The 18,490-nt window shown below is 49.7% G+C and carries 18 protein-coding genes; 13 read left to right on the forward strand and 5 right to left on the reverse strand.

Annotated features, from left to right (window positions below):
* Positions 1 to 235 precede the first annotated feature (235 nt).
* From J2Y43_RS29385 to J2Y43_RS29400, 4 genes are all read left to right on the forward strand, one after another.
* Complete coding sequence (locus J2Y43_RS29385) at positions 236 to 880, forward strand: TetR/AcrR family transcriptional regulator (RefSeq protein ID WP_223405163.1); 645 nt, start codon at positions 236 to 238, stop codon at positions 878 to 880.
* On the forward strand, positions 858 to 2,198 hold the full coding sequence (locus J2Y43_RS29390; RefSeq protein ID WP_309991074.1) for a TolC family protein: 1,341 nt from the start codon (positions 858 to 860) through the stop codon (positions 2,196 to 2,198). Before J2Y43_RS29385 ends, J2Y43_RS29390 begins: the two co-directional genes overlap by 23 nt.
* 141 nt (positions 2,199 to 2,339) lie before the next feature.
* Positions 2,340 to 3,440, forward strand: coding sequence for an HlyD family secretion protein (locus J2Y43_RS29395; protein WP_223405168.1), 1,101 nt, complete (start codon positions 2,340 to 2,342; stop codon positions 3,438 to 3,440).
* A 41-nt stretch (positions 3,441 to 3,481) separates the two neighbouring features.
* Entirely contained in the window at positions 3,482 to 5,056 is a 1,575-nt protein-coding gene (locus tag J2Y43_RS29400) for a DHA2 family efflux MFS transporter permease subunit (protein ID WP_309991078.1), read from the forward strand.
* Between the two features lie 131 nt (positions 5,057 to 5,187).
* Here the strand turns inward: J2Y43_RS29400 and J2Y43_RS29405 are convergent, their stop codons facing one another.
* The gene (locus tag J2Y43_RS29405) at positions 5,188 to 5,511 is read right to left on the reverse strand and encodes a putative toxin-antitoxin system toxin component, PIN family (RefSeq protein ID WP_309991082.1); all 324 of its coding nucleotides are present in this window, start codon (positions 5,509 to 5,511) and stop codon (positions 5,188 to 5,190) included.
* A gap of 87 nt (positions 5,512 to 5,598) precedes the next feature.
* Entirely contained in the window at positions 5,599 to 5,907 is a 309-nt protein-coding gene (locus tag J2Y43_RS29410) for a hypothetical protein (RefSeq protein ID WP_309991084.1), read from the reverse strand.
* Positions 5,908 to 6,065: 158 nt separating this feature from the next.
* Between J2Y43_RS29410 and J2Y43_RS29415 the strand changes: the two genes are divergently transcribed.
* The 3 genes from J2Y43_RS29415 to rodA all read left to right on the forward strand — a co-directional run bounded on the left by J2Y43_RS29415 (position 6,066) and on the right by rodA (position 11,052).
* Positions 6,066 to 7,634, forward strand: coding sequence for an NFACT RNA binding domain-containing protein (locus J2Y43_RS29415; protein ID WP_309991087.1), 1,569 nt, complete (start codon positions 6,066 to 6,068; stop codon positions 7,632 to 7,634).
* A 120-nt stretch (positions 7,635 to 7,754) separates the two neighbouring features.
* Complete coding sequence (locus tag J2Y43_RS29420) at positions 7,755 to 9,746, forward strand: penicillin-binding transpeptidase domain-containing protein (RefSeq protein WP_309991090.1); 1,992 nt, start codon at positions 7,755 to 7,757, stop codon at positions 9,744 to 9,746.
* A gap of 22 nt (positions 9,747 to 9,768) precedes the next feature.
* The gene (rodA, locus tag J2Y43_RS29425) at positions 9,769 to 11,052 is read left to right on the forward strand and encodes a rod shape-determining protein RodA (RefSeq protein WP_309991093.1); all 1,284 of its coding nucleotides are present in this window, start codon (positions 9,769 to 9,771) and stop codon (positions 11,050 to 11,052) included.
* A gap of 349 nt (positions 11,053 to 11,401) precedes the next feature.
* On the opposite strand, the gene J2Y43_RS29430 is transcribed toward rodA, so the two are convergent.
* Positions 11,402 to 11,779: a DUF423 domain-containing protein gene (locus tag J2Y43_RS29430; RefSeq protein ID WP_309991097.1), complete on the reverse strand. Its 378-nt coding sequence runs from the start codon at positions 11,777 to 11,779 to the stop codon at positions 11,402 to 11,404.
* A 192-nt stretch (positions 11,780 to 11,971) separates the two neighbouring features.
* Between J2Y43_RS29430 and J2Y43_RS29435 the strand changes: the two genes are divergently transcribed.
* Entirely contained in the window at positions 11,972 to 13,045 is a 1,074-nt protein-coding gene (locus J2Y43_RS29435; RefSeq protein WP_309991099.1) for a glycosyltransferase family 9 protein, read from the forward strand.
* On the opposite strand, the gene J2Y43_RS29440 is transcribed toward J2Y43_RS29435, so the two are convergent.
* Entirely contained in the window at positions 13,037 to 13,699 is a 663-nt protein-coding gene (locus tag J2Y43_RS29440) for a YggS family pyridoxal phosphate-dependent enzyme (RefSeq protein ID WP_309991100.1), read from the reverse strand. The genes J2Y43_RS29435 and J2Y43_RS29440 overlap by 9 nt on opposite strands.
* A 140-nt stretch (positions 13,700 to 13,839) precedes the next feature.
* Here J2Y43_RS29440 and J2Y43_RS29445 point away from each other — a divergent pair, with 140 nt between their 5' ends.
* The 4 genes from J2Y43_RS29445 (at position 13,840) to rplI (ending at position 16,014) form a co-directional block, all read left to right on the forward strand.
* Positions 13,840 to 14,781, forward strand: coding sequence for a hypothetical protein (locus J2Y43_RS29445; protein ID WP_309991102.1), 942 nt, complete (start codon positions 13,840 to 13,842; stop codon positions 14,779 to 14,781).
* A gap of 130 nt (positions 14,782 to 14,911) precedes the next feature.
* Entirely contained in the window at positions 14,912 to 15,292 is a 381-nt protein-coding gene (gene rpsF, locus J2Y43_RS29450; RefSeq protein WP_090156305.1) for a 30S ribosomal protein S6, read from the forward strand.
* Positions 15,293 to 15,295: 3 nt separating this feature from the next.
* Positions 15,296 to 15,547: a 30S ribosomal protein S18 gene (gene rpsR / locus J2Y43_RS29455; RefSeq protein ID WP_015811483.1), complete on the forward strand. Its 252-nt coding sequence runs from the start codon at positions 15,296 to 15,298 to the stop codon at positions 15,545 to 15,547.
* Positions 15,548 to 15,567: 20 nt separating this feature from the next.
* Positions 15,568 to 16,014: a 50S ribosomal protein L9 gene (rplI, locus tag J2Y43_RS29460; protein WP_106596309.1), complete on the forward strand. Its 447-nt coding sequence runs from the start codon at positions 15,568 to 15,570 to the stop codon at positions 16,012 to 16,014.
* 157 nt (positions 16,015 to 16,171) lie between these two features.
* On the opposite strand, the gene lysM is transcribed toward rplI, so the two are convergent.
* The gene (gene lysM, locus J2Y43_RS29465; RefSeq protein ID WP_106596308.1) at positions 16,172 to 16,636 is read right to left on the reverse strand and encodes a peptidoglycan-binding protein LysM; all 465 of its coding nucleotides are present in this window, start codon (positions 16,634 to 16,636) and stop codon (positions 16,172 to 16,174) included.
* 198 nt (positions 16,637 to 16,834) lie between these two features.
* On the opposite strand from lysM, the gene J2Y43_RS29470 reads away from it, so the two are divergent.
* A complete protein-coding gene (locus J2Y43_RS29470) occupies positions 16,835 to 18,466 on the forward strand; it encodes an FAD-dependent oxidoreductase (RefSeq protein ID WP_309991119.1) in 1,632 nt (543 codons plus the stop codon).
* The last annotated feature ends 24 nt before the right edge of the window (positions 18,467 to 18,490 follow it).

Genomic DNA, 18,490 nt, shown 5'->3' on the forward strand with positions numbered 1-18,490 from the left:
AGGGATGTAACCGGGTGGTTCTTCGCTCTAAGACAAGTAAAAGATACCCGACAGTTGCACCATTTTAATCTCAGTATTAAAAATTTTTAATGGTATTAATCCAACATTTGCTTTTACTAATCAAACGTTTGTTTAATTAAATCAAACGATCGTTTGATTTTTATTTAACGGCCGGTTACCTTTGTATCGTCATTAGCAAAACGAAGAAAAGAATCCCTGTTAATGACCTACTTAAATGGAATACAACGCGAAACAATTGCAGATAATAGAAGTGGCGGAGCGGCTGTTTTCACAGAAAGGTTTTGCCGGGACTTCGGTCAGGGATATTGCGCAGGAAGCGGATGTGAACGTCTCGATGATATCCTACTATTTCGGTTCGAAGGAAAAGCTGATCGAGGCGCTTTTCCAGCTACGCATGACGGAGTCGAGCTCCCGGTTGGAAACCCTGATGATGCTCAGCGAGCTTTCGGCACTCCAGAAGTTCAATGTTTTCATCGATAGCGTGATCGATCGGTTGATAGGCAACCAATGCTTTCACAACATCATGCTGCGTGAGCAGCTGTCGTCGGAGCGCACACCCGTGATTTCCGAATACATCCGCGGATTGAAAATGCGGAACGTGGAATTGATCAAACGGATGATCCGTGAAGGCCAGGAGGCCGGCGATTTCCGGAAGGATATCAATGTGAGCCTCGTAACTACGACACTTTATGGCACGGTCAACTACGCCATCGCTACGCAGGATTTTTATAAAATTCTCAATGGTCTCGAACATCTGTCGGATGAAGAGTTTAAGAAGCATTTGCGGACTGAACTGAGCCAGCATCTCAAGAACCTATTTAAATCAACAATAACCAATGAACACCACATCCAGAATTAGAAGAATGGTCAGTCTGGCAACCGGGATCGTCTGGATTGCCGTGGCCGGCCATTCGCACGCCCAAAGCGCACGCACGATCAAGCTGGAAGAGGCCATTACAATGAGCCTGCAAAACAGCAAGCAGCTGAAACTGAGCCAGAGCAACATTGACCTCGCCGGACTGGGTATCCGCCAGGTAAAGGAAAACCAGTTGCCGAGCTTCAGTGTATCAGGTTCCTATTTGCGGGTGAACTCGCCGAACGTGAACCTGAAAATCAAACAGGAGGGTAACGACAGTACGGGTAACTCAGGCGGCATGCCGAATGTACATCAGGCGATGTACGGAATGGCGAGCGCTTCGATGCCGTTGTTTTCGGGTTTTCGTTTCAAATACGGCCTGGAATCGGCCAGATATGTGGAGCAGGCTGCGAAACTGGACGCCGACAATGACCGCGAAGCTGTGATCCAGAACACCGTTGCTGCCTATGGTAACCTTTACAAAGCCCAAAAGGCGGTAGACCTCGTAACCGAAAACCTCGCAAGCGAGCGTGAGCGGGTACAAGAGTTTACCAACCGTGAAAAGAACGGAATGCTGGCCCGCAACGACCTGATGAAAGCCAAATTGCAGGAATCCAATGTAGAGCTGGCATTGCTGAATGCACAGAACGATTTGAAAATCACCACTATTAATATGAACCTGCTGCTGGGCCTCCCGGAAGAAACCGTGCTGGAAGCCGATGCCAACAGCTTCGCAGCCCTCAAAGAAGAAGGTAATGCGGCAGAATGGGAACAAACAGCCCTCTCGCATCGCAAAGACTTCGCAGCGAACGGTATCCGCCAGAAAGCGGCCGATAGCGACATCAAGGTAGCAAAGGCGGATTTATACCCCAGCGTGGCACTCTCTGCCGGCTATGTTGCACTGAGTATCCCGGGCGTGGTGACGGTTCCCAACGCGGTGAATGCAGGCATCGGTTTTAAATATGATGTTGCATCGCTCTGGAAATCGGGAGCGAAGATCGCGCAGGCCCGCACGAAGGCTTATCAGCTGAAAACCAATGAACAGATCATCCTCGACAAGATCCACCTGGAAGTGAACACAGCCTATTACAATTATGTGCTGAGCAAAAGGAAGATCGACGTCTATGCCAAAGCGGTGGAACAAGCCAACGAAAATTACCGCATCACGAAAAATAAATACGATAACAGCCTGGTAACTACGACCGAACTGTTGGACGCAGATGTGGCGCAGGTACAATCGCGTATCGATTACGAAGCAGCGAAGGCCGATGCCGTAGTAGCTTACAAGAAACTCGAACAAACAGCGGGCGTTATTAATTAAGGAGGAAAGGGAGGAAGGAGGAAGGGGAGGAAGTATTTACTATTACAAAAAGCAAAAAAATCCCTCCTCCCTTTCCTCCCTCCTCCTTCCTCCCGCATTCAAACATTCACTCATTCAGTCATTCAATCATTCAAAATTGATATGGAAACCAAAAACACCACCGAAGAAGCACCTAAAAAGAAAAATACCCGCTTCCTCATTATCCTTGCCGCGCTGATCATCGGCGGCGGTACCTGGGGTTTTACCAAATATAACCACGGACAGCATCACGAAGAAACCGACGATGCACAGATCGATTCGGATATCAGCCCCGTAATTCCCAGAATATCAGGGTATGTGACCGAGATCCGGGTGAAGGATAACCAGACCGTGAAAAAAGGCGATACATTGATCGTGCTCGATAACCGCGACCAGATCATCAAACTCGAACAAGCGAAAGCCGGTCTCCTGGGTTCGGAAGGCAGCCTGACCGTGGCGCACGAAACAACCAATGCATCGGCAGCCAGCGGCATTACTTACGAAGCGAACATCGCCGTAGTGGCAGCGCAGATCGAAGAAGCCAAAGTGAATTTGTGGAGGGCTAATCAGGACTACGCACGTTATGAAAACCTGATCAAAGACCATTCGATCACCCAACAGGAGTTTGAGCAGGCACAAGCGACCAAACAAAAAGCGGAACGCGCATTGGCAGTATTGGAAGCACAGAAAGGTGCAGCCGAACGTCAGGCAAAAGCAGCCGGTCGTCAAACCAAAGCTACCTCGGTTCAGTCGGCCGTAGCGAATGCGAACATCAAGGCTCGCCAGGCTGAAATCGCGAATGCCGAATTGAACCTGTCGTATACCGTTATCACCGCGCCCACCGACGGCCGCGTGTCCAAAGTGAATGCGCAGCTCGGGCAATATTTGCAAGCCGGACAATCGCTGTTCAGCATTATCTCAACCCACAAACCATGGGTGACTGCGAACTTCAAGGAGACGCAATTGACCAAAATGAAAATCGGGCAGCACGTGAAAATCCACGTAGATGCTTATCCGGAACATGAGTTCGAAGCGCAAGTAGCATCTTTCTCTCCGGCAACCGGTGCCCGTTTCGCGCTGCTGCCTCCTGACAACGCGAGTGGTAACTTCGTGAAAGTAGTACAACGTCTGCCGGTACGCATCGAGTTTACCAAAGCCGACGACGACAAGATCGCGCAGCTGCGCCCGGGCATGAACGTGTTCGTGGATGTAGAACTGAACTAAGGCGTTCGAACCGAATTTTTGATTCTAAAAACCAATAACGAATGGAATTACAGGAATCACTCGTCGAATACGGCTACCGCAGGGTAATCATTACCATCACGGCTGTATTGTGTGCGCTGCTGGAAATCGTGGATACCACGATCGTAAACGTGGCGCTCAACGACATGCGCGGAAATCTGGGCGGCACATTGTCGGAGGTGAGCTGGGTGATTACCGCTTACGCAATCGGTAACGTCATCATCGTGCCGATGACCAGCTGGCTCTCGCAGCAGTTTGGCCGTCGCAACTACTTCGCCGCTTCGATCATCATATTTACGGTGGCCTCATTTCTGTGTGGTAATGCCGATAATATATGGGAGCTGGTATTTTTCAGATTGATACAAGGTTTCGGTGGCGGTGCATTGCTCGTAACCGCGCAAACGCTGATCACCGAAAGCTACCCGCCCGAAAAACGCGGGATCGCACAGGCTATTTATGGTCTGGGTGTGATTGTAGGCCCTACCTTGGGTCCGCCGCTGGGGGGATATATTGTCGATAATTACAGCTGGCCTTACATTTTCTATATCAACATTCCGCTGGGTATCATCGCAGCGATGCTGACGATGGAGTTTGTAAGAAGCCCGAAATTTGCTGCCAAAAAAGCGGCTAATGAAATTGACTGGTGGGGTATCATTTTTCTCGCCATCGCCGTAGGCTCGTTGCAGTATGTACTCGAAAAAGGCCAGGAAGAAGACTGGTTTAATGATGAGATCATCACGATACTCTCTGTCACCAGCGTTTTTTCATTCTTCTTCTTCATTTGGAGGGAATGGACTTATAAAAACCCGATCGTGAACCTCCGCGTACTTGCCAACGGTAACCTGAGGGTCGGAACGGTACTATCTTTCATCCTCGGTTTCGGCTTGTACGGGTCGACATTCATTATCCCGCTCTACACCCAGGCGACGCTGGGTTGGACGGCCACGCAATCGGGTATGCTCATGGTACCCGCGGCCATTGTAACGGCGATGATGATGCCTGTTGTGGGCCAGTTGCTGCAACGTGGTGTGAAACAACAGTACCTCGTGGCCATCGGGATGATATTCTTCTTTGTGTATAGCTACTGGGGCTACCTCATACTGACGCCCGATACCGGTAAAGACGCATTTTTTAGTATGCTCATCGTTCGCGGTATTGGGTTAGGACTCCTGTTTGTTCCTATTACCACCCTGGCATTATCGACGCTGAAAGGTCGTGAAATCGGGGAGGGAGCTGCATTCACCGGTATGATGCGGCAACTTGGGGGCTCGTTTGGTGTGGCGGTGATCACGACGTTCATTGCACGTCAGAACATGGCGCACCGCAATGATCTGGTGAGTAAGCTGGATGTGAACAATCCCATTGTGCAGCAACGTGTCGAAGGCTTGCAGCACAGCTTTATGGCCAAGGGCATGGCGCCCGACGTGGCATTGAACAGCGGTTACAAAATGCTGGACTACACCGTATCCAAGCAAGCGCAGGTAATGTCGTACATGGATGTGTTCCTGTACCTGGGCGTGATGTTTTTGATTTGTGTTCCCTTTGTGTTATGGACGCGGAGCGGCAAAACAAAAGTCGACGCTTCGTCCGTGCACTAGTGTTTTTAAGTGTAGTAGTATTGCAGAAGAAGCCTACCGACACCGGGAGGCTTCTCTTGTTTTGATGGTTCGAAGCTCGGGCTTCGAACGCCTATTCGCAGGCCTCCGGCCGGTCGGGTGTGAAGAAACGGTCAGCTTTCAAGAATAGATTTCAATTCGGGTATCTTCAGGAGATTAACTTTGGGAAAAGGGATTTCCGAAAGCACGTTGAAATGCTTGTCGTGTGTAATGATATAGTCGGCCTGACAAGCGATCGCGCAATCGACGAACTTGTTGTCGTCTTGATCGGGAATGAGATTCCAGCGATAATGTGGGGTGACCCAAATGCAATTGCTGGCTGTGGTTAGTAATTCGACGACATTGGCAGCAACTGTGGGAGAGTAAAACTCGCCAATCACCTCTTCATATTCTTCAAGAATTTCAGTAGTGACGGCAAATTGATATTTCCCGTACACAATGCATCAAACAGCCATCGCGTCTCGGAGTATTTGGGATACTGACTAAAAGGCAGTTGGTGTCGATGACTAATATCATTCATACTGTTAATAGGGTGTACGTTTATGATGTTCTTCAAGGACTTTGTCTAAATCTTCCTGAGAAAGTCCTTTTTCCTTCCAAATCTGGCCAACTTCATCGTCTATTTGCTTAGCAAAATAGTCCGTAAGCAGGGTCTTAATTTCTGCTTCCTGTCTGGCATTTAGTTGTTTTTCAAATAGTTTGATCATAAACAACTGCATGGAATTGAGTTTGGTCGCGTGTTCCATTCTAAGCTCAGTAATATTGGTACAACTTAACAACGTTTTTGCAATACTTTGTTCACAATCCCCCGAAAACTCTCCAATGGCGGTCATTATCGAACGAATAGCATCACAGCGCTGGTTCGAAATACTACATCGCTACGCGATTCTTGTTTGTTGGATGTTCGGCCAATCTCCCCGAATATTCCTCCTTCCCTTTCTCCTTCCTCCATTCCTCCCTACTTTTGCTGAAATACAATCCCAAATAAAAAGTGCACCAGAATTACCATTTCATCAAACAACTCGCGCCGCGACTGCATTCCGAATTGGCCGGAAAGCAATTTGTGGAGGCATTCAGTCAGCAGAAGGATGAACTCATTATCGTCTTCGCAGATCAGGAGAATGTGGAGGAGCTTGTAAACCCATTCTTCATCAAAGCCACTTTAACAAACAGCTTTTCCTGCCTCAGTTTCCCCGAACGCTTCGACCGGGCGCGGCGGAATAGTGTTAATCTCTTCAATGATTTCGAGGGAGATAAGGTGGATTTTGTAAAAGTCTGCAAAAACGAGCGGGCCATTCAGGTGCATTTTGAAAGCGGTAGGGATTTGATATTCAAACTCTTCGGGAATCGTTCTAATTTCATCGCGGTGAATGTGGAAGGCGAGGTTACACAGCTTTTTAACAACAAACTTTCAACGGACCGCGGGCTGACGGTGGCGTCGCTGAATCGGGAGATCGATCAGTCGTGGGAGGCATTTGTGGCGAATGACGGCCGTTTCGAGCCGCTTTTTCCGACGTTTGGGAAGGTCGCTAACAAATACCTGTCCGGTAAGTTGGCAGGAAAGGAGGATCTTGCAGAGCGCTGGACGATCGTGCAGGAGGTTTTGAAGGAGCTCGAATCATCGGTCTTTTATATTACTAAAATTGAAAATATTCCCGCACTCACGTTGTTCGAAACGGGCGAGATAGTGCAGGTGCTGCACGATCCGATCGAGGCGCTGAATGCGTTCTATCTGGCTTACATCCGCCTAAGCGGGCTGGATAAGGAAAAGGCCGACATTGTCAGGTTGCTGAAAAAGCGCATCCAGCAGACGGATAATTATCTTGAAAATACCTTCCAAAAACTCGTCGATCTGGAAAATGCGACAAAAAACGACGAGTTGGCCAACATCATCATGGCTAATTTGCACGTGATTCCCGAGCGGGCCGAGAAAGTGGAACTCTACGACTTTTACCGGGATCAACCCATTACAATTAAATTGAAGAAGGACCTTTCCGCGCAGAAGAATGCGGAGGGCTATTACCGGAAGGCGAAGAATGAAAAGATCGAAATAGACCGGCTGAACGACAGCCTCGCCGCGCGTGAGGCAGACAGGAAGCGGTTGCAGGAGCATTTAGCGCATATTGAAGCCATAGAAATGCTGCGTGATTTGCGGGCATACATCAAGGCCAACAAGCTGGAACAGGGAAGCGCAGCCCCTGCGATCGACGATCTTTTCAAACGGCTGGATTTTATGGGGTACACCATTCTGATCGGCCGCAATGCGAAGAACAGCGATTTGCTGACGAAGCAGGCGCATAAGGAAGACCTCTGGTTCCACGCAAAGGATGTTACGGGCTCGCACGTGGTGGTGAAGAACCAGCCCGGGCGCAAATTTCCCGCGCTGGTGATCGAGCGGGCGGCGGAACTGGCGGCATTTTATTCGAAACGTAAGAACGATTCATTGTGCCCGGTGATCGTCACGCCGAAGAAATTTGTCCGCAAACCCAAAGGCCTTCCTGACGGTCTCGTGCTGATAGACAAGGAAGATATCGTGATGGTAGTCGCCAAGGGGGAATAGAAGGGGCAAATGTCCTAAAAATGAAGTTTTTATTATTTATTAACCGAAATCCTACTTTGAATAATCTTTTGCTATTGCGAACTTCGTGTGAAAATTGAGAACCGGAATTTTTAGTGCAGAATGCTCGAAAGTCGTCGATTTGTTATCATTGGATTTTTTGCTTTAGTAGGTGTTATATACTTATTACGACTTTTCTACCTCCAGGTGTTGGATGAGAGCTATTCCATCGAATCATCCAGCAACTCCATCAAACGTGTTACCGAAATCCCCTTCCGTGGTCAGATCTATGACCGTTACGGGAAGCTGATCGTATATAATACCCCCGTTTATGACCTCCTCGTGACGCCCTACAAGGTGAAAATGGACGATACGTTGCGTTTTTGCCAGGTTTTAGGGATAGAAAGGCACGATTTCGATAGCCTGATGGCCGCCGCGAGCGCTTACAGCCGCGTGAAGCCGTCGCTGTTCTTACGGCAGCTTTCGAAAGAGGATTTTGCGTCGATCCAGGACATTATGGTCGATTACTCGGGTTTTGAGTTTGCCAAAAGCTCCCTGCGTACCTACACCGCGCCTACGCTCGCGAACACCCTCGGGTATGTGAGCGAGATCACCAAAGGTCAGCTTGAAAAACAGGAAGAGCCTTATTACCGCCAGGGAGATTACATCGGCCAGAGCGGCGTCGAGCGTATTTATGAAAACGAGTTGAGGGGAAAGAGGGGCACAAAGTTTGTAATGCAAAACGTAGCAGGGGTATATAAGGGGTCCTGGAAAAACGGGGAACTCGATACGATGGCTGTGGCGGGAGAGAACCTTTATACCGGGCTGGACCTCGAAGTGCAGCAGTACGCCGACAGCCTGATGCTGAACAAGGTGGGAAGTGTGGTGGCGATAGAGCCGAAAACCGGGCAGATCATTTCCATGGTTTCGGCCCCGACTTACGATCCGAACATTCTTGCAAGCCGATATTTTTCCAAAAACTTTGCCGCTTTGGTGCGTAACCCTTACAAGCCGTTGTTCAACAGGCCGGTCATGGCCAGCTACCGGCCGGGGTCCACGTTCAAGCTGATCCAGGCATTGATTGGTTTACAGGAAGGTGTGATTACTCCTGGCAGCGGTTTCACGCACGCGAATTGCCCGGTAGGGTGCCACAATCACCCCGCGACGAGCACAGTGGCGCTCGGGGTGACGCATTCCTGCAACCCTTATTTCTACAATGTTTTCAGAAGGCTGATTTATAAAAACAATATCAAAAACACCTTCAAGGCGTCGGCTGTGGGACTCGATGCGTGGCACGACGACATCGCCAAGTTCGGGATCGGGCAGCGGCTCGGGATCGATTTGCCGAGTGAGTACAAGGGGAATTTGCCTGATAAGAAATACTATGATCGCTTCTACGGCGAGTACCGTTGGAAGTTCTCGAATATCTACTCGCTGAGTATCGGCGAGGGAGAGTTGCTGATCACGCCTTTGAAAATGGCGAATGTGGCAGCCATTATCGCCAACCGCGGCTATTTCTACACGCCGCACGTCATCCACGGCGTTGGCGACAAGAAAACGGTGAAACCCGAGTTCCTGGAAAGGCACGAAACCGGGGTAGATGCGCACAATTTCGAGCCGGTGATCGAGGGGATGATCGGGGCAGTGGAAGCCGGTACCGCACGCCGTTCGCGGGTGGAAGGCATTACGATCGCAGGTAAGACGGGTACTTCGCAGAACAAGCGGGGGGACGACCACTCGATCTTTATCGCGTTTGCACCGGTGGATGATCCCAAGATTGCAATTGCGGTGTTTGTGGAGAATGCGGGTGCGGGTGGCTCGGCAGCGGCACCTATCGCCAACTTGATCATCGAAAAATACCTGTCACGCAAAGTGACCAACAAGGCGCTGGAAGAACGCATGATGAAGCTCGACCTGATGAGCAAGGTTGTGCTGCCTACGACGAAAAAGCCGGGCGAAACGGAAACGAAGAAGAAAACCGAGGAGGTGAAAAAGCCGACCGGCGACCCGAACGATCCGGCTAACCGCCTGCCGGGCGCACCACATCCGGCTAACCCGGCTGCGATGAGGGGACCGATAACCTTGCCGAAGCAAAGCCATCAAAAAGCACTTTAAGAACTTACAAACCGATACTGAAATGGCTGAAAGCAAGCCGATTACCAAGAACGTGGACTGGATGGTGGTGCTGATTTACATCGCTTGCCTGATGATTGGCTGGTTGAATATCTATGCCGCAGTTTACAATCCCGAAGCGCACACGAATATGTTCGATTTGTCGAACAATGCCGGTAAACAGCTGATGTGGATCGGAACGGCGGCGTTGCTGATCATTTGTATTCTTGTGATCGATTACAAGTTTTACGAGACATTCTCTTTCGTAATTTATGCGGTGGTAATATTCCTGCTCGTAGTGGTATTGTTTGCGGGGTCTAACATCAACGGATCGCGCTCCTGGATCAAACTGGGGGGATTTTCCTTGCAACCGGCCGAGTTTTCGAAGTTGGCGGTAAGCCTGGCTATCTCCAAATACCTGAGCGATCCGGCGATTAGCCTCAACCGGAAGTTGAAGGACTATTACCCGATCATGGGGATTATTGCATTACCCGCATTTCTGATCCTTTTATCGAATGAAACGGGTTCCATGCTCGTTTTCGCCTCTTTTGCGATCGTGCTGTACCGCGAAGGGATGCCCGGTTTTATTCCGGCGATCGGGATGATCGGTGCGGCTTTGCTGATCATTACATTGCTTTTTGTGAAATGGTATATCGCCGGGGCCATTATCGTGATCGCCGGGCTGGTGATCTGGCTGATGCCGGTCATGACGCGTCGCCGAGGCGGGCTCTGGGCTACGATCATTGTGGCTTTGGTGATGATCGGGATTGTGTTCGGAGTGGATTTTTTTATGAATAATGTGCTTCAAAAGCACCAGAGAGGCCGCATTATGGTACTGCTCGACCCTGATTCCGATCCGCGCGGTATCGGCTGGAACGTGATCCAGTCCAAAATCGCGATCGGTTCCGGCGGGCTTTGGGGTAAAGGCTTTTTACAAGGCACTCAAACCAAATTCGACTTTGTACCTGAGCAGAGTACCGACTTCATTTTCTGCACGGTGGGAGAGGAGCACGGCTTCGTGGGAACCACAATCGTGGTGTTTCTTTTTGTTGCATTGATTTCCAGGCTGGTAGTACTCGCCGAGCGACAGCGGAGCCGTTTCGCCAGGGTATACGGCTATTGTGTGGCCGGGATTATCTTCTTCCACTTCCTGGTCAACGTCGGCATGACCATCGGGCTGATGCCCGTTATCGGTATCCCGTTGCCGTTTTTCAGTTATGGAGGCTCGTCGCTTTGGTCGTTTTCCGTACTTCTTTTCATATTCCTGAAAATCGACGCGCAACGGCCGTTTACGCTGTCGAGGGGGTAGTTTTGAATAAGTGAATGAGCCGCCGCGGAGCGGAAAGTGAGTGAAGTTTAAAAAGAGTCGCGCGAACTCGAATGCCGTTAGGCATGTAATATTGGTAGGAAAATATCTGCCAAAAAGCGTTAAAATGCCCTTGGGCATGTAACAACCGCGCTGATGCTTTGCTGTTGCATCCCTGACGGGATTTTGAAAACGTCTTACCTTCCTAGTTTCTACCAATATTACATCGCTACGCGATTTTCTAAGGATCAAAAATCCATCTACGGCCCAACTACCTATTCACGCAGAAGCTCAGCTCGACCCTCGATCCCCGGCTATTCATTCAATCATTCAAAATTGAAAATTCACTCATTCAAATTTTCCCCGCCGCCATAATCAGCAGCACCCAGCCTGCGATCAGGGCGAGTCCGCCGATCGGTGCGGTTGCCCCGAATTTGGTAATGCCTGTAAAGCAAATCGCATATAGTGAGCCGGAGAAGATGATCACGCCCACCGCGAATGCATTACCCGACCACCCCAGCAACTTCACCGCATCTTCGCCTGCACGTTGCATGAGTATGCCCACGAGCACCATCGCGAGCGCGTGGTAAAATTGGTATTTTACCGCTGTTTCAAACGTTTCGGTGCGTCCCGAAGCTTCCAGCATTCCTTTTAATGCATGCGCGCCGAACGCGCCGAGGGAAACGGCCAGCGCGCCAAGGATGCCGCCCGCCTGTATCATGAATTTCATATCGTAAACCGGTATTAGGTATTGGTTAAATTGTAAAAAAAGCCATTTGCCGTTTAGTAGAATGCAGGCAAATCGGTCCGGTAAAGTTAGGCCCGGGCGGAAGCGCGACCAACTCTTTATGCCAATTTTATTAACTTGCGCGCTTCGGAAAGGCATTGCCGGATGCCGATCACAGGGGAAACGATTTGACCAATGACCATAGAACGCTTCATACAGCTGTGGACACACCGCTATCATAAATATACACACATTGCCAAGGCGCATTTAAAAGGCCGGAACGCCCGCGCCCATTTCCGGGGCGTAAAACGGAGGCTGAAAAAAGGCCAGGAACTGATCGGGATCATTCGTACGGAGCATTTCGGGGACATTGTAGCGGCTGAGCCGATCTCTCGTTACGTGCGCGAGCAATATCCGGACGCGCACATTGTATGGTTTGTAAAGCCTGGCTTTGCAGAGTTGGTGAGCCATAACCCGAACGTCGACGAGGTTTTCAAAGAGTTTTGCGTCACCGAGCGACGGGTATTGCTGGAAGGGAATGTGTTTGACAAAGTTTTTGAACTACAATTCAGAAATAACAATCATTGTCCTAAATGCCAGGTGTTTACTGAAAACCCTGTGGCATTACAGCGGGACATTAATGTGCTTAATTACTTCGATTACGGCAACCTGCTGGAAGTTTTCGCGCAGACGGGCGACCTCATTCCTCCCAAAGCGGCGTTCCCGGCCGACGACCAGCCGCGTTTGTACCTGCAACCGTCCCACAAAGCGAAAGTGGACAGCCTCGGGTTACGCGAAAAATACATCGTCATGCATTGCCGCTCCAACTATGAACCCAAAGACTGGCCGGCCGAACGCTGGAATCAGTTGGTGCATTGGCTGGCGGAACGGTATGACTACCAGTTGGTTGAAATCGGTTTGGAGAGTAATTTAAATGTAAAAACACCTGCATACCGGAACCTCTGCGGCCAGCTGAGCATTCTGGAAACCGCGGAAGTGATCCGTCGCGCATCGTTCTTCATCGGACTCGACAGCGGGCCTTCGCATTTGGGCAATGCCACGGGGGCCTTCGGCATTATCCTGATGGGGGCGCTTAATAACTTCCTGAATTACAACCCGTATTCGGGTCGGTACGGCCGGGAGGAGAATGCGTTGCTGGTGAGGCAGGCGGGCTTGCCCTGTGCACAGCTTCCGTTCGAATTTGTGCAGGAGCAGGTGCGATCGGTGCTTGAAAAGAGCGCGGACAATGCGCCCCGCGTCCTATCGTGAGCCAAAAATTGCGCTTCCTACGCGTACGAGCGTGCTGCCTTCTTCCTGGGCGATGAGGTAGTCGCCGCTCATGCCCATGGAGAGTTCGCGCATCGTAACCTGGCCATTTTCGTGGGTTTTGAAAGATTCGAAGGTGTTTTTCAGCCCGCGAAATTCGGTTCTGACCACGTCAAGATCGTCGGTATTGGAAGCCATGCCCATTAGACCGGCAATTCTCACGTTAGTTAATGCAGCGAGCTCAGCGGAGGTGATGAGCTCCAATGCTTCTTCTTCCGAAAGGCCGAATTTGGTTTCTTCCTTTGCAATGTAGATTTGCAAAAGGCAGTCGATTACCCGGTCGTTTTTTTTAGCTTCCTTATTGATTTCTTTCAGCAGCTTGAAACTATCGACCGAATGCACCAGGCTTACAAAAGGTGCTATGTATTTCACCTTGTTGGTTTGTAAATGCCCGATCATGTGCCATTCGATGTCCTTGGGGAGCTCCTCGTATTTGGCCACCATTTCCTGCACCTTATTTTCGCCAAAAAGCCTCGCTCCGGCTTCGTAAGCCTCGGTCAGCAGGCTGGTTGGTTTGGTTTTTGTAACCGCTACCAGGCGTGTCTCGGGGCGTAATCCTTGTTGTATCTGGGCCAGATTGTCGGCTATGGAAGGCATGTGGAGATACTAAAAAATTGATAATTAACCGGTTAAATCAGGAATTTATTGACCGGACGCTATAAATCGGGGTTTGCGTGTTTCAAAATTGAAAAAAACATACTTCTTTTACCAACTAAATTCAAAATTTAACCTTCTGTATGGACTACAACCAGGAACAAAAGCAAGACAGAAAAACTCTCCTATGGGCCGCATTGGCCGTTTTGCTGTTGCTTAATTTGGTGCTTGTGTACTTTATATACCACGAGAAACAGGAAAACCTCGCGAAGGACGAGATCATTACCGCCAAAACCGAAGAGGTACTTTCCATTAAAACCAAACTGGATTCCATTTCCACGGAGCTTGACCTTAAAATTGCCGAAATCCAGAAACTGGGTGGAAGTGTAGATTCACTGGTCGCATTGAAAGCCCAGCTTGAAAAAGATAAGAAAGAGCTTAAAAATGCCAGTACGTATTCGGCAGCCAGCTACAACCAGAAGATCAAGAACTACGAATCGGTATTGTCGGAGAAGGACGGCGAGATTGCCCGTTTGAAACAGGAACTGGGTATTGCCACCACGAAAAACGAGGAGCTGAATCAGAAGGTGACCGGTCTGGAATCGGAGAAACAGCTGCTTGCGGATTCGGTGTCGACGTATTCGGCTCAAAACAAAGAGCTTGCTGAAAAAGTAACGCTGGCTTCGGCACTACATGCCGAAAACGTGAGCGTGAATGCGGTTTCTTCCAAAGGAAAAGAGCGCGAAGGAGGAAAATACAAGGCAAAACGCATCGATAAGCTGAGAGTAAACTTCAAACTGGCCGAAAATGCGGTTGCGAAGCAAAACGAGAAAGACATTTACCTGCGCGTACTCGATCCGGACGGAGCAGTGCTTTCAGACATGGCTACCGGTTCTGGTTCGTTCATGTTTAATGGTAAGGAGTTGATTTATAGCTCTAAACAGACTGTGAGCTTTACCAATACAGGCCAGTCGGTGGATATTTTCTATGGCCGCGGCGGCATTCCGATGAAGGACGGAAAATATGTGATCGAGCTGTATAGCGAAGGTTTCAAGATAGGCCAGGGCGACTTTACGGTCAGATAATAGCCCGTAGTTTTGGTTAAGTCATTGCAGGGCTTGGAATTTTAAATTTCAAGCCCTATTTTTGCACCCTCATTTTGATCATTGTGTCAGGATGAGGTTTTTAATTTATCATACAATAACCAATTACCGTATGTCTAAGCAATATGAAACGGTGTTCATTCTAACTCCCATTTTGTCTGAGGCCCAGGCAAAGGACGCCGTTGAAAAATTCACGACAATCATCACTTCAAACGGTGCTAAGATTGTACATGAAGAAAACTGGGGATTGCGTAAGCTGGCCTACCCCATCCAAAAGAAAAACTCAGGTTTCTATCACGTAGTAGAATATACTGCGAACGAAGGAAACGTGGTGGATGTTTTGGAAACCGAGTTCCGTCGTGACGAGCGCGTTTTGCGTTTTATGACTATCGCCCTGGATAAGCATTCCATTGCTTACAATGAGAAGAAACGTAAGGGTCTGGTAGGCAAGAAGAAAGAAGAAGCAACTGAGTCAAAAACCGAAAACGCATAAGCTATGTCACTCGTAAACGAGCCGGTTGAAAAAAACATTAACCGCAAAAAATACTGCCGTTTCAAAAAAGCAGGCATCAAATACATCGATTACAAGAACCCGGATTTCCTTCTGAAACTTGTAAACGAGCAAGGTAAAATCCTTCCGCGCCGCCTTACCGGTACCAGCCTGAAATATCAGCGCAAAGTATCACAGGCAATCAAAAGAGCACGTCACCTGGCGCTGTTGCCGTTTGTTGCTGACCAATTGAAATAATACAGTAAAGAGCTATCATAATGGAAATCATACTTTTAACGGATATTGCTGGGGTAGGTTACAAGAACGATATCGTAACTGTGAAAGCAGGTTACGGTCGTAACTACCTCATCCCGCAGGGTTTTGCGTTGCTCGCTAACGAGTCGAACCGCAAAATCGTTGCTGAAAACGTGCGTCAGGCTGCGCACAAAGCTGAGAAGCTGAAAAAGGACGCAGAAGATATCGCAACGGCGATCGGCGACCTGGTAATCGATATCAAAACTGTGGTAGGTGAAAGCGGCCGTATCTTCGGACGTGTTACCAACACACAAGTTGCCGACAGCCTGAAAGCAAAAGGCTTCGATATCGACCGTAAGAAAATCACTGTTGATGACGTGAAATCAATCGGTTCTTACTCCGCATTGATCGACCTTCACAAAGAAGTGAAACACAAAGTTACCCTGAACGTTGTTGCAGCGGAAGACTAGTTGTTTCGAAACTTCATAAAAAAAGGCAACCTTTCGGGTTGCCTTTTTTTATGAAGTTTCGAAGACTTCGGCTGTCGGCCATCGGCTGTCAAACTTAAAAAAAAGGTCGATAGCCGGTCGCCGGCTGCCGACGGCTGACAGCCGACAGCCGAAGTCACTACAACGCCGGAATTCGCAATACCTGTCCTGGATAAATCAGATCCGGGTCCTTCAACATAGGCTTGTTGGCTTCGAAGATGATCGGGTATTTCATCATGTCGCCGTATACAGTCTGGGCGATTTTGGAGAGGGTATCTCCTTTTACCACGGTGTGATAAGTCGCTTCCGGCTCAGGAGTGGCTACCTGTAGACGGTTGTCGACCACGCCTACACCTTCCACATTTCCTACCGCCAGCGCAATTTTTTCGGCATCCTGCTGTTTGGCAACTTCGCCTTCGAGGGTAACGGTATCACCCGACGTTTTTACGGTCAGACTGTTATAGGCAAGTCCGAGCGACTTCACGTGCGCGAGTAATGCGCTGGCACGCAGCGGCTCTGCTTCCGGGGTGGGAGCTGCCGCGGGAGCATCTTTACCACCGAATACTTTTTCTCCAACGCCTTTAATAAAAGAGATTAAGCCCATGTTTTGTTGGTTTTGGTTAGATAATAGATTTGAGTTTGTGAATGAAAGGTAGCGGTAATGTTAACTTTCTTGCTGGTAAGATGCAATTATTATACCAAAATTGCCAACGCATATTGATTTGATAATATGGGTTTTTCCCGGCGCAACTTTGTACTTTTGCAGCTGGTCTCAACTACGCTGAATCTGCATTAAGTCTCAATGAACCGCACCACATCGCTTGCCAGGTTACAAAATGAATTGTTCGATATCTGTATCATCGGCGCAGGTGCCAGCGGGGCGGGATGTGCCCTGGATGCGGTTTTAAGGGGATATAAGGTCGCCCTGATCGATAAAAAGGACTTCGCTTCCGAAACATCCTCACGCTCCACCAAGCTGATCCACGGCGGTGTCCGCTATTTGGAACAGGCTTTCAAAAAGCTCGATTTCGCGCAGCTTAAACAGGTAAGGCACGGATTGGAAGAACGACACATTGTGTTGAAAAATGCGCCGCATCTCGCGCGTCCGTTAGCATTGATGACGCCGGTCAACTCGTGGTTTGAAGGCTTGTATTTCAAGATAGGCTTGTCGCTTTACGACACGTTCGCTACCAATGATACGTTGCCGAAAAGCAAATGGCTCAACAAGCAGGAGGTGCTCGACAAGATCCCGACGCTCGACCGGAAGAAACTGCATAGCGGCGTGCTTTACTACGACGGCCAGCTCGACGACGCGCGGTACTGCCTCGCATTGGCGCAATCGGCCTCGGAGAATGGTGCGGCGGTAGCCAATTATGTAGAGGTGAATGGTTTTGAAAAAGATACGAACGGTAAACTGAACGCCGTGCAGGCCACTGATACATTAACCGGTAATGCGTTGACGATCCGTGCGAAGCTGGTCATCAACTGTACCGGCCCGTTTTCAGATCATATCAGGCTCATGGCGAATGCGGCGCTGAGCGAACGCATCCGCCCGAGCAAAGGCGTGCACCTGGCATTGCCCCACAACACGCTGAACAGCGAGTATGCCATGCTGATCCCGAAAACTTCCGACGGCCGCGTGGTATTCGCCATTCCGTTTGAAGGCTCGACGATGATAGGCACCACCGATACCGAATGCGACGAGATTGATGCGGAACCTACGCTCAATCGCGCGGAAAGGGAATACCTGGCAGCAACATTGAATCCTTACCTGGCCAAACCGATCGATCCCAGCGAGCTTCGGGCAGGTTTTGGCGGGCTGCGGCCCTTGCTGGCAGCCGATCCGTCGAAATCGACGAAAAGCCTCGTGCGGGATCACGAAGTGGAACTTGACGAGACTTCCGGACTGGTGAGCCTGCTCGGAGGTAAATGGACCACCTATCGCCTCATGGCAAAGGATACTATCGACGAGGCCGCCAAAATCCTCGGCCACGGCGGTGCTTGTAAAACAGCAGACTACATATTGGCCGGAGGTGAAAACTACCAGGCCAAAAGCTGGCAGGACATCCAGGCGCAATATGCCTTGCCGGAGGACATTGCGCGACATTTGGTACGTAAATACGGCTCCCGCGCACATACGGTAGCGTCGCTCGCACGCGAGGATACGCAGTTGAGAGAAAGGCTTAGTCAATCCTATCCGTATATCCGCGCCGAAGTGGTACACGCCGTTCGGAATGAGATGGTGGTAACACCCCGCGACTTCCTGGCGCGCCGCATCCGCCTCGAAATTACCGATTGGGATGAAACCTTAAACTCCCTGCCGGTTGTTGGTGATCTGATGGCGCGCGAACTGGGCTGGACCGAAGCGGAAAAGACAAGTTACGCCGATGCATACGCCAGCGAAATCGCGAAGTTTATCGCCGACGCACGTTAGCCTCAAATCGTTTGCTGCAAATCG

Source organism: Dyadobacter sp. BE31, from assembly GCF_031457695.1.
Classification (GTDB): Bacteria; Bacteroidota; Bacteroidia; order Cytophagales; family Spirosomataceae; genus Dyadobacter.

Excerpts from the sequence above, each read along its gene's own strand:
- J2Y43_RS29470 (WP_309991119.1), top strand. The coding sequence starts at position 16,835 with ATGAACCGCACCACATCGCTTGCCAGGTTACAAAATGAATTGTTCGAT.
- J2Y43_RS29395 (WP_223405168.1), top strand. The coding sequence starts at position 2,340 with ATGGAAACCAAAAACACCACCGAAGAAGCACCTAAAAAGAAAAATACC.
- J2Y43_RS29430 (WP_309991097.1), bottom strand. The coding sequence starts at position 11,779 with ATGAAATTCATGATACAGGCGGGCGGCATCCTTGGCGCGCTGGCCGTT.
- J2Y43_RS29385 (WP_223405163.1), top strand. The coding sequence starts at position 236 with ATGGAATACAACGCGAAACAATTGCAGATAATAGAAGTGGCGGAGCGG.
- J2Y43_RS29435 (WP_309991099.1), top strand. The coding sequence starts at position 11,972 with ATGACCATAGAACGCTTCATACAGCTGTGGACACACCGCTATCATAAA.
- J2Y43_RS29390 (WP_309991074.1), top strand. The coding sequence starts at position 858 with ATGAACACCACATCCAGAATTAGAAGAATGGTCAGTCTGGCAACCGGG.
- J2Y43_RS29445 (WP_309991102.1), top strand. The coding sequence starts at position 13,840 with ATGGACTACAACCAGGAACAAAAGCAAGACAGAAAAACTCTCCTATGG.
- J2Y43_RS29400 (WP_309991078.1), top strand. The coding sequence starts at position 3,482 with ATGGAATTACAGGAATCACTCGTCGAATACGGCTACCGCAGGGTAATC.
- J2Y43_RS29410 (WP_309991084.1), bottom strand. The coding sequence starts at position 5,907 with ATGACCGCCATTGGAGAGTTTTCGGGGGATTGTGAACAAAGTATTGCA.
- J2Y43_RS29420 (WP_309991090.1), top strand. The coding sequence starts at position 7,755 with ATGCTCGAAAGTCGTCGATTTGTTATCATTGGATTTTTTGCTTTAGTA.
- rpsF (WP_090156305.1), top strand. The coding sequence starts at position 14,912 with ATGTCTAAGCAATATGAAACGGTGTTCATTCTAACTCCCATTTTGTCT.
- rplI (WP_106596309.1), top strand. The coding sequence starts at position 15,568 with ATGGAAATCATACTTTTAACGGATATTGCTGGGGTAGGTTACAAGAAC.
- rpsR (WP_015811483.1), top strand. The coding sequence starts at position 15,296 with ATGTCACTCGTAAACGAGCCGGTTGAAAAAAACATTAACCGCAAAAAA.
- lysM (WP_106596308.1), bottom strand. The coding sequence starts at position 16,636 with ATGGGCTTAATCTCTTTTATTAAAGGCGTTGGAGAAAAAGTATTCGGT.
- J2Y43_RS29440 (WP_309991100.1), bottom strand. The coding sequence starts at position 13,699 with ATGCCTTCCATAGCCGACAATCTGGCCCAGATACAACAAGGATTACGC.
- rodA (WP_309991093.1), top strand. The coding sequence starts at position 9,769 with ATGGCTGAAAGCAAGCCGATTACCAAGAACGTGGACTGGATGGTGGTG.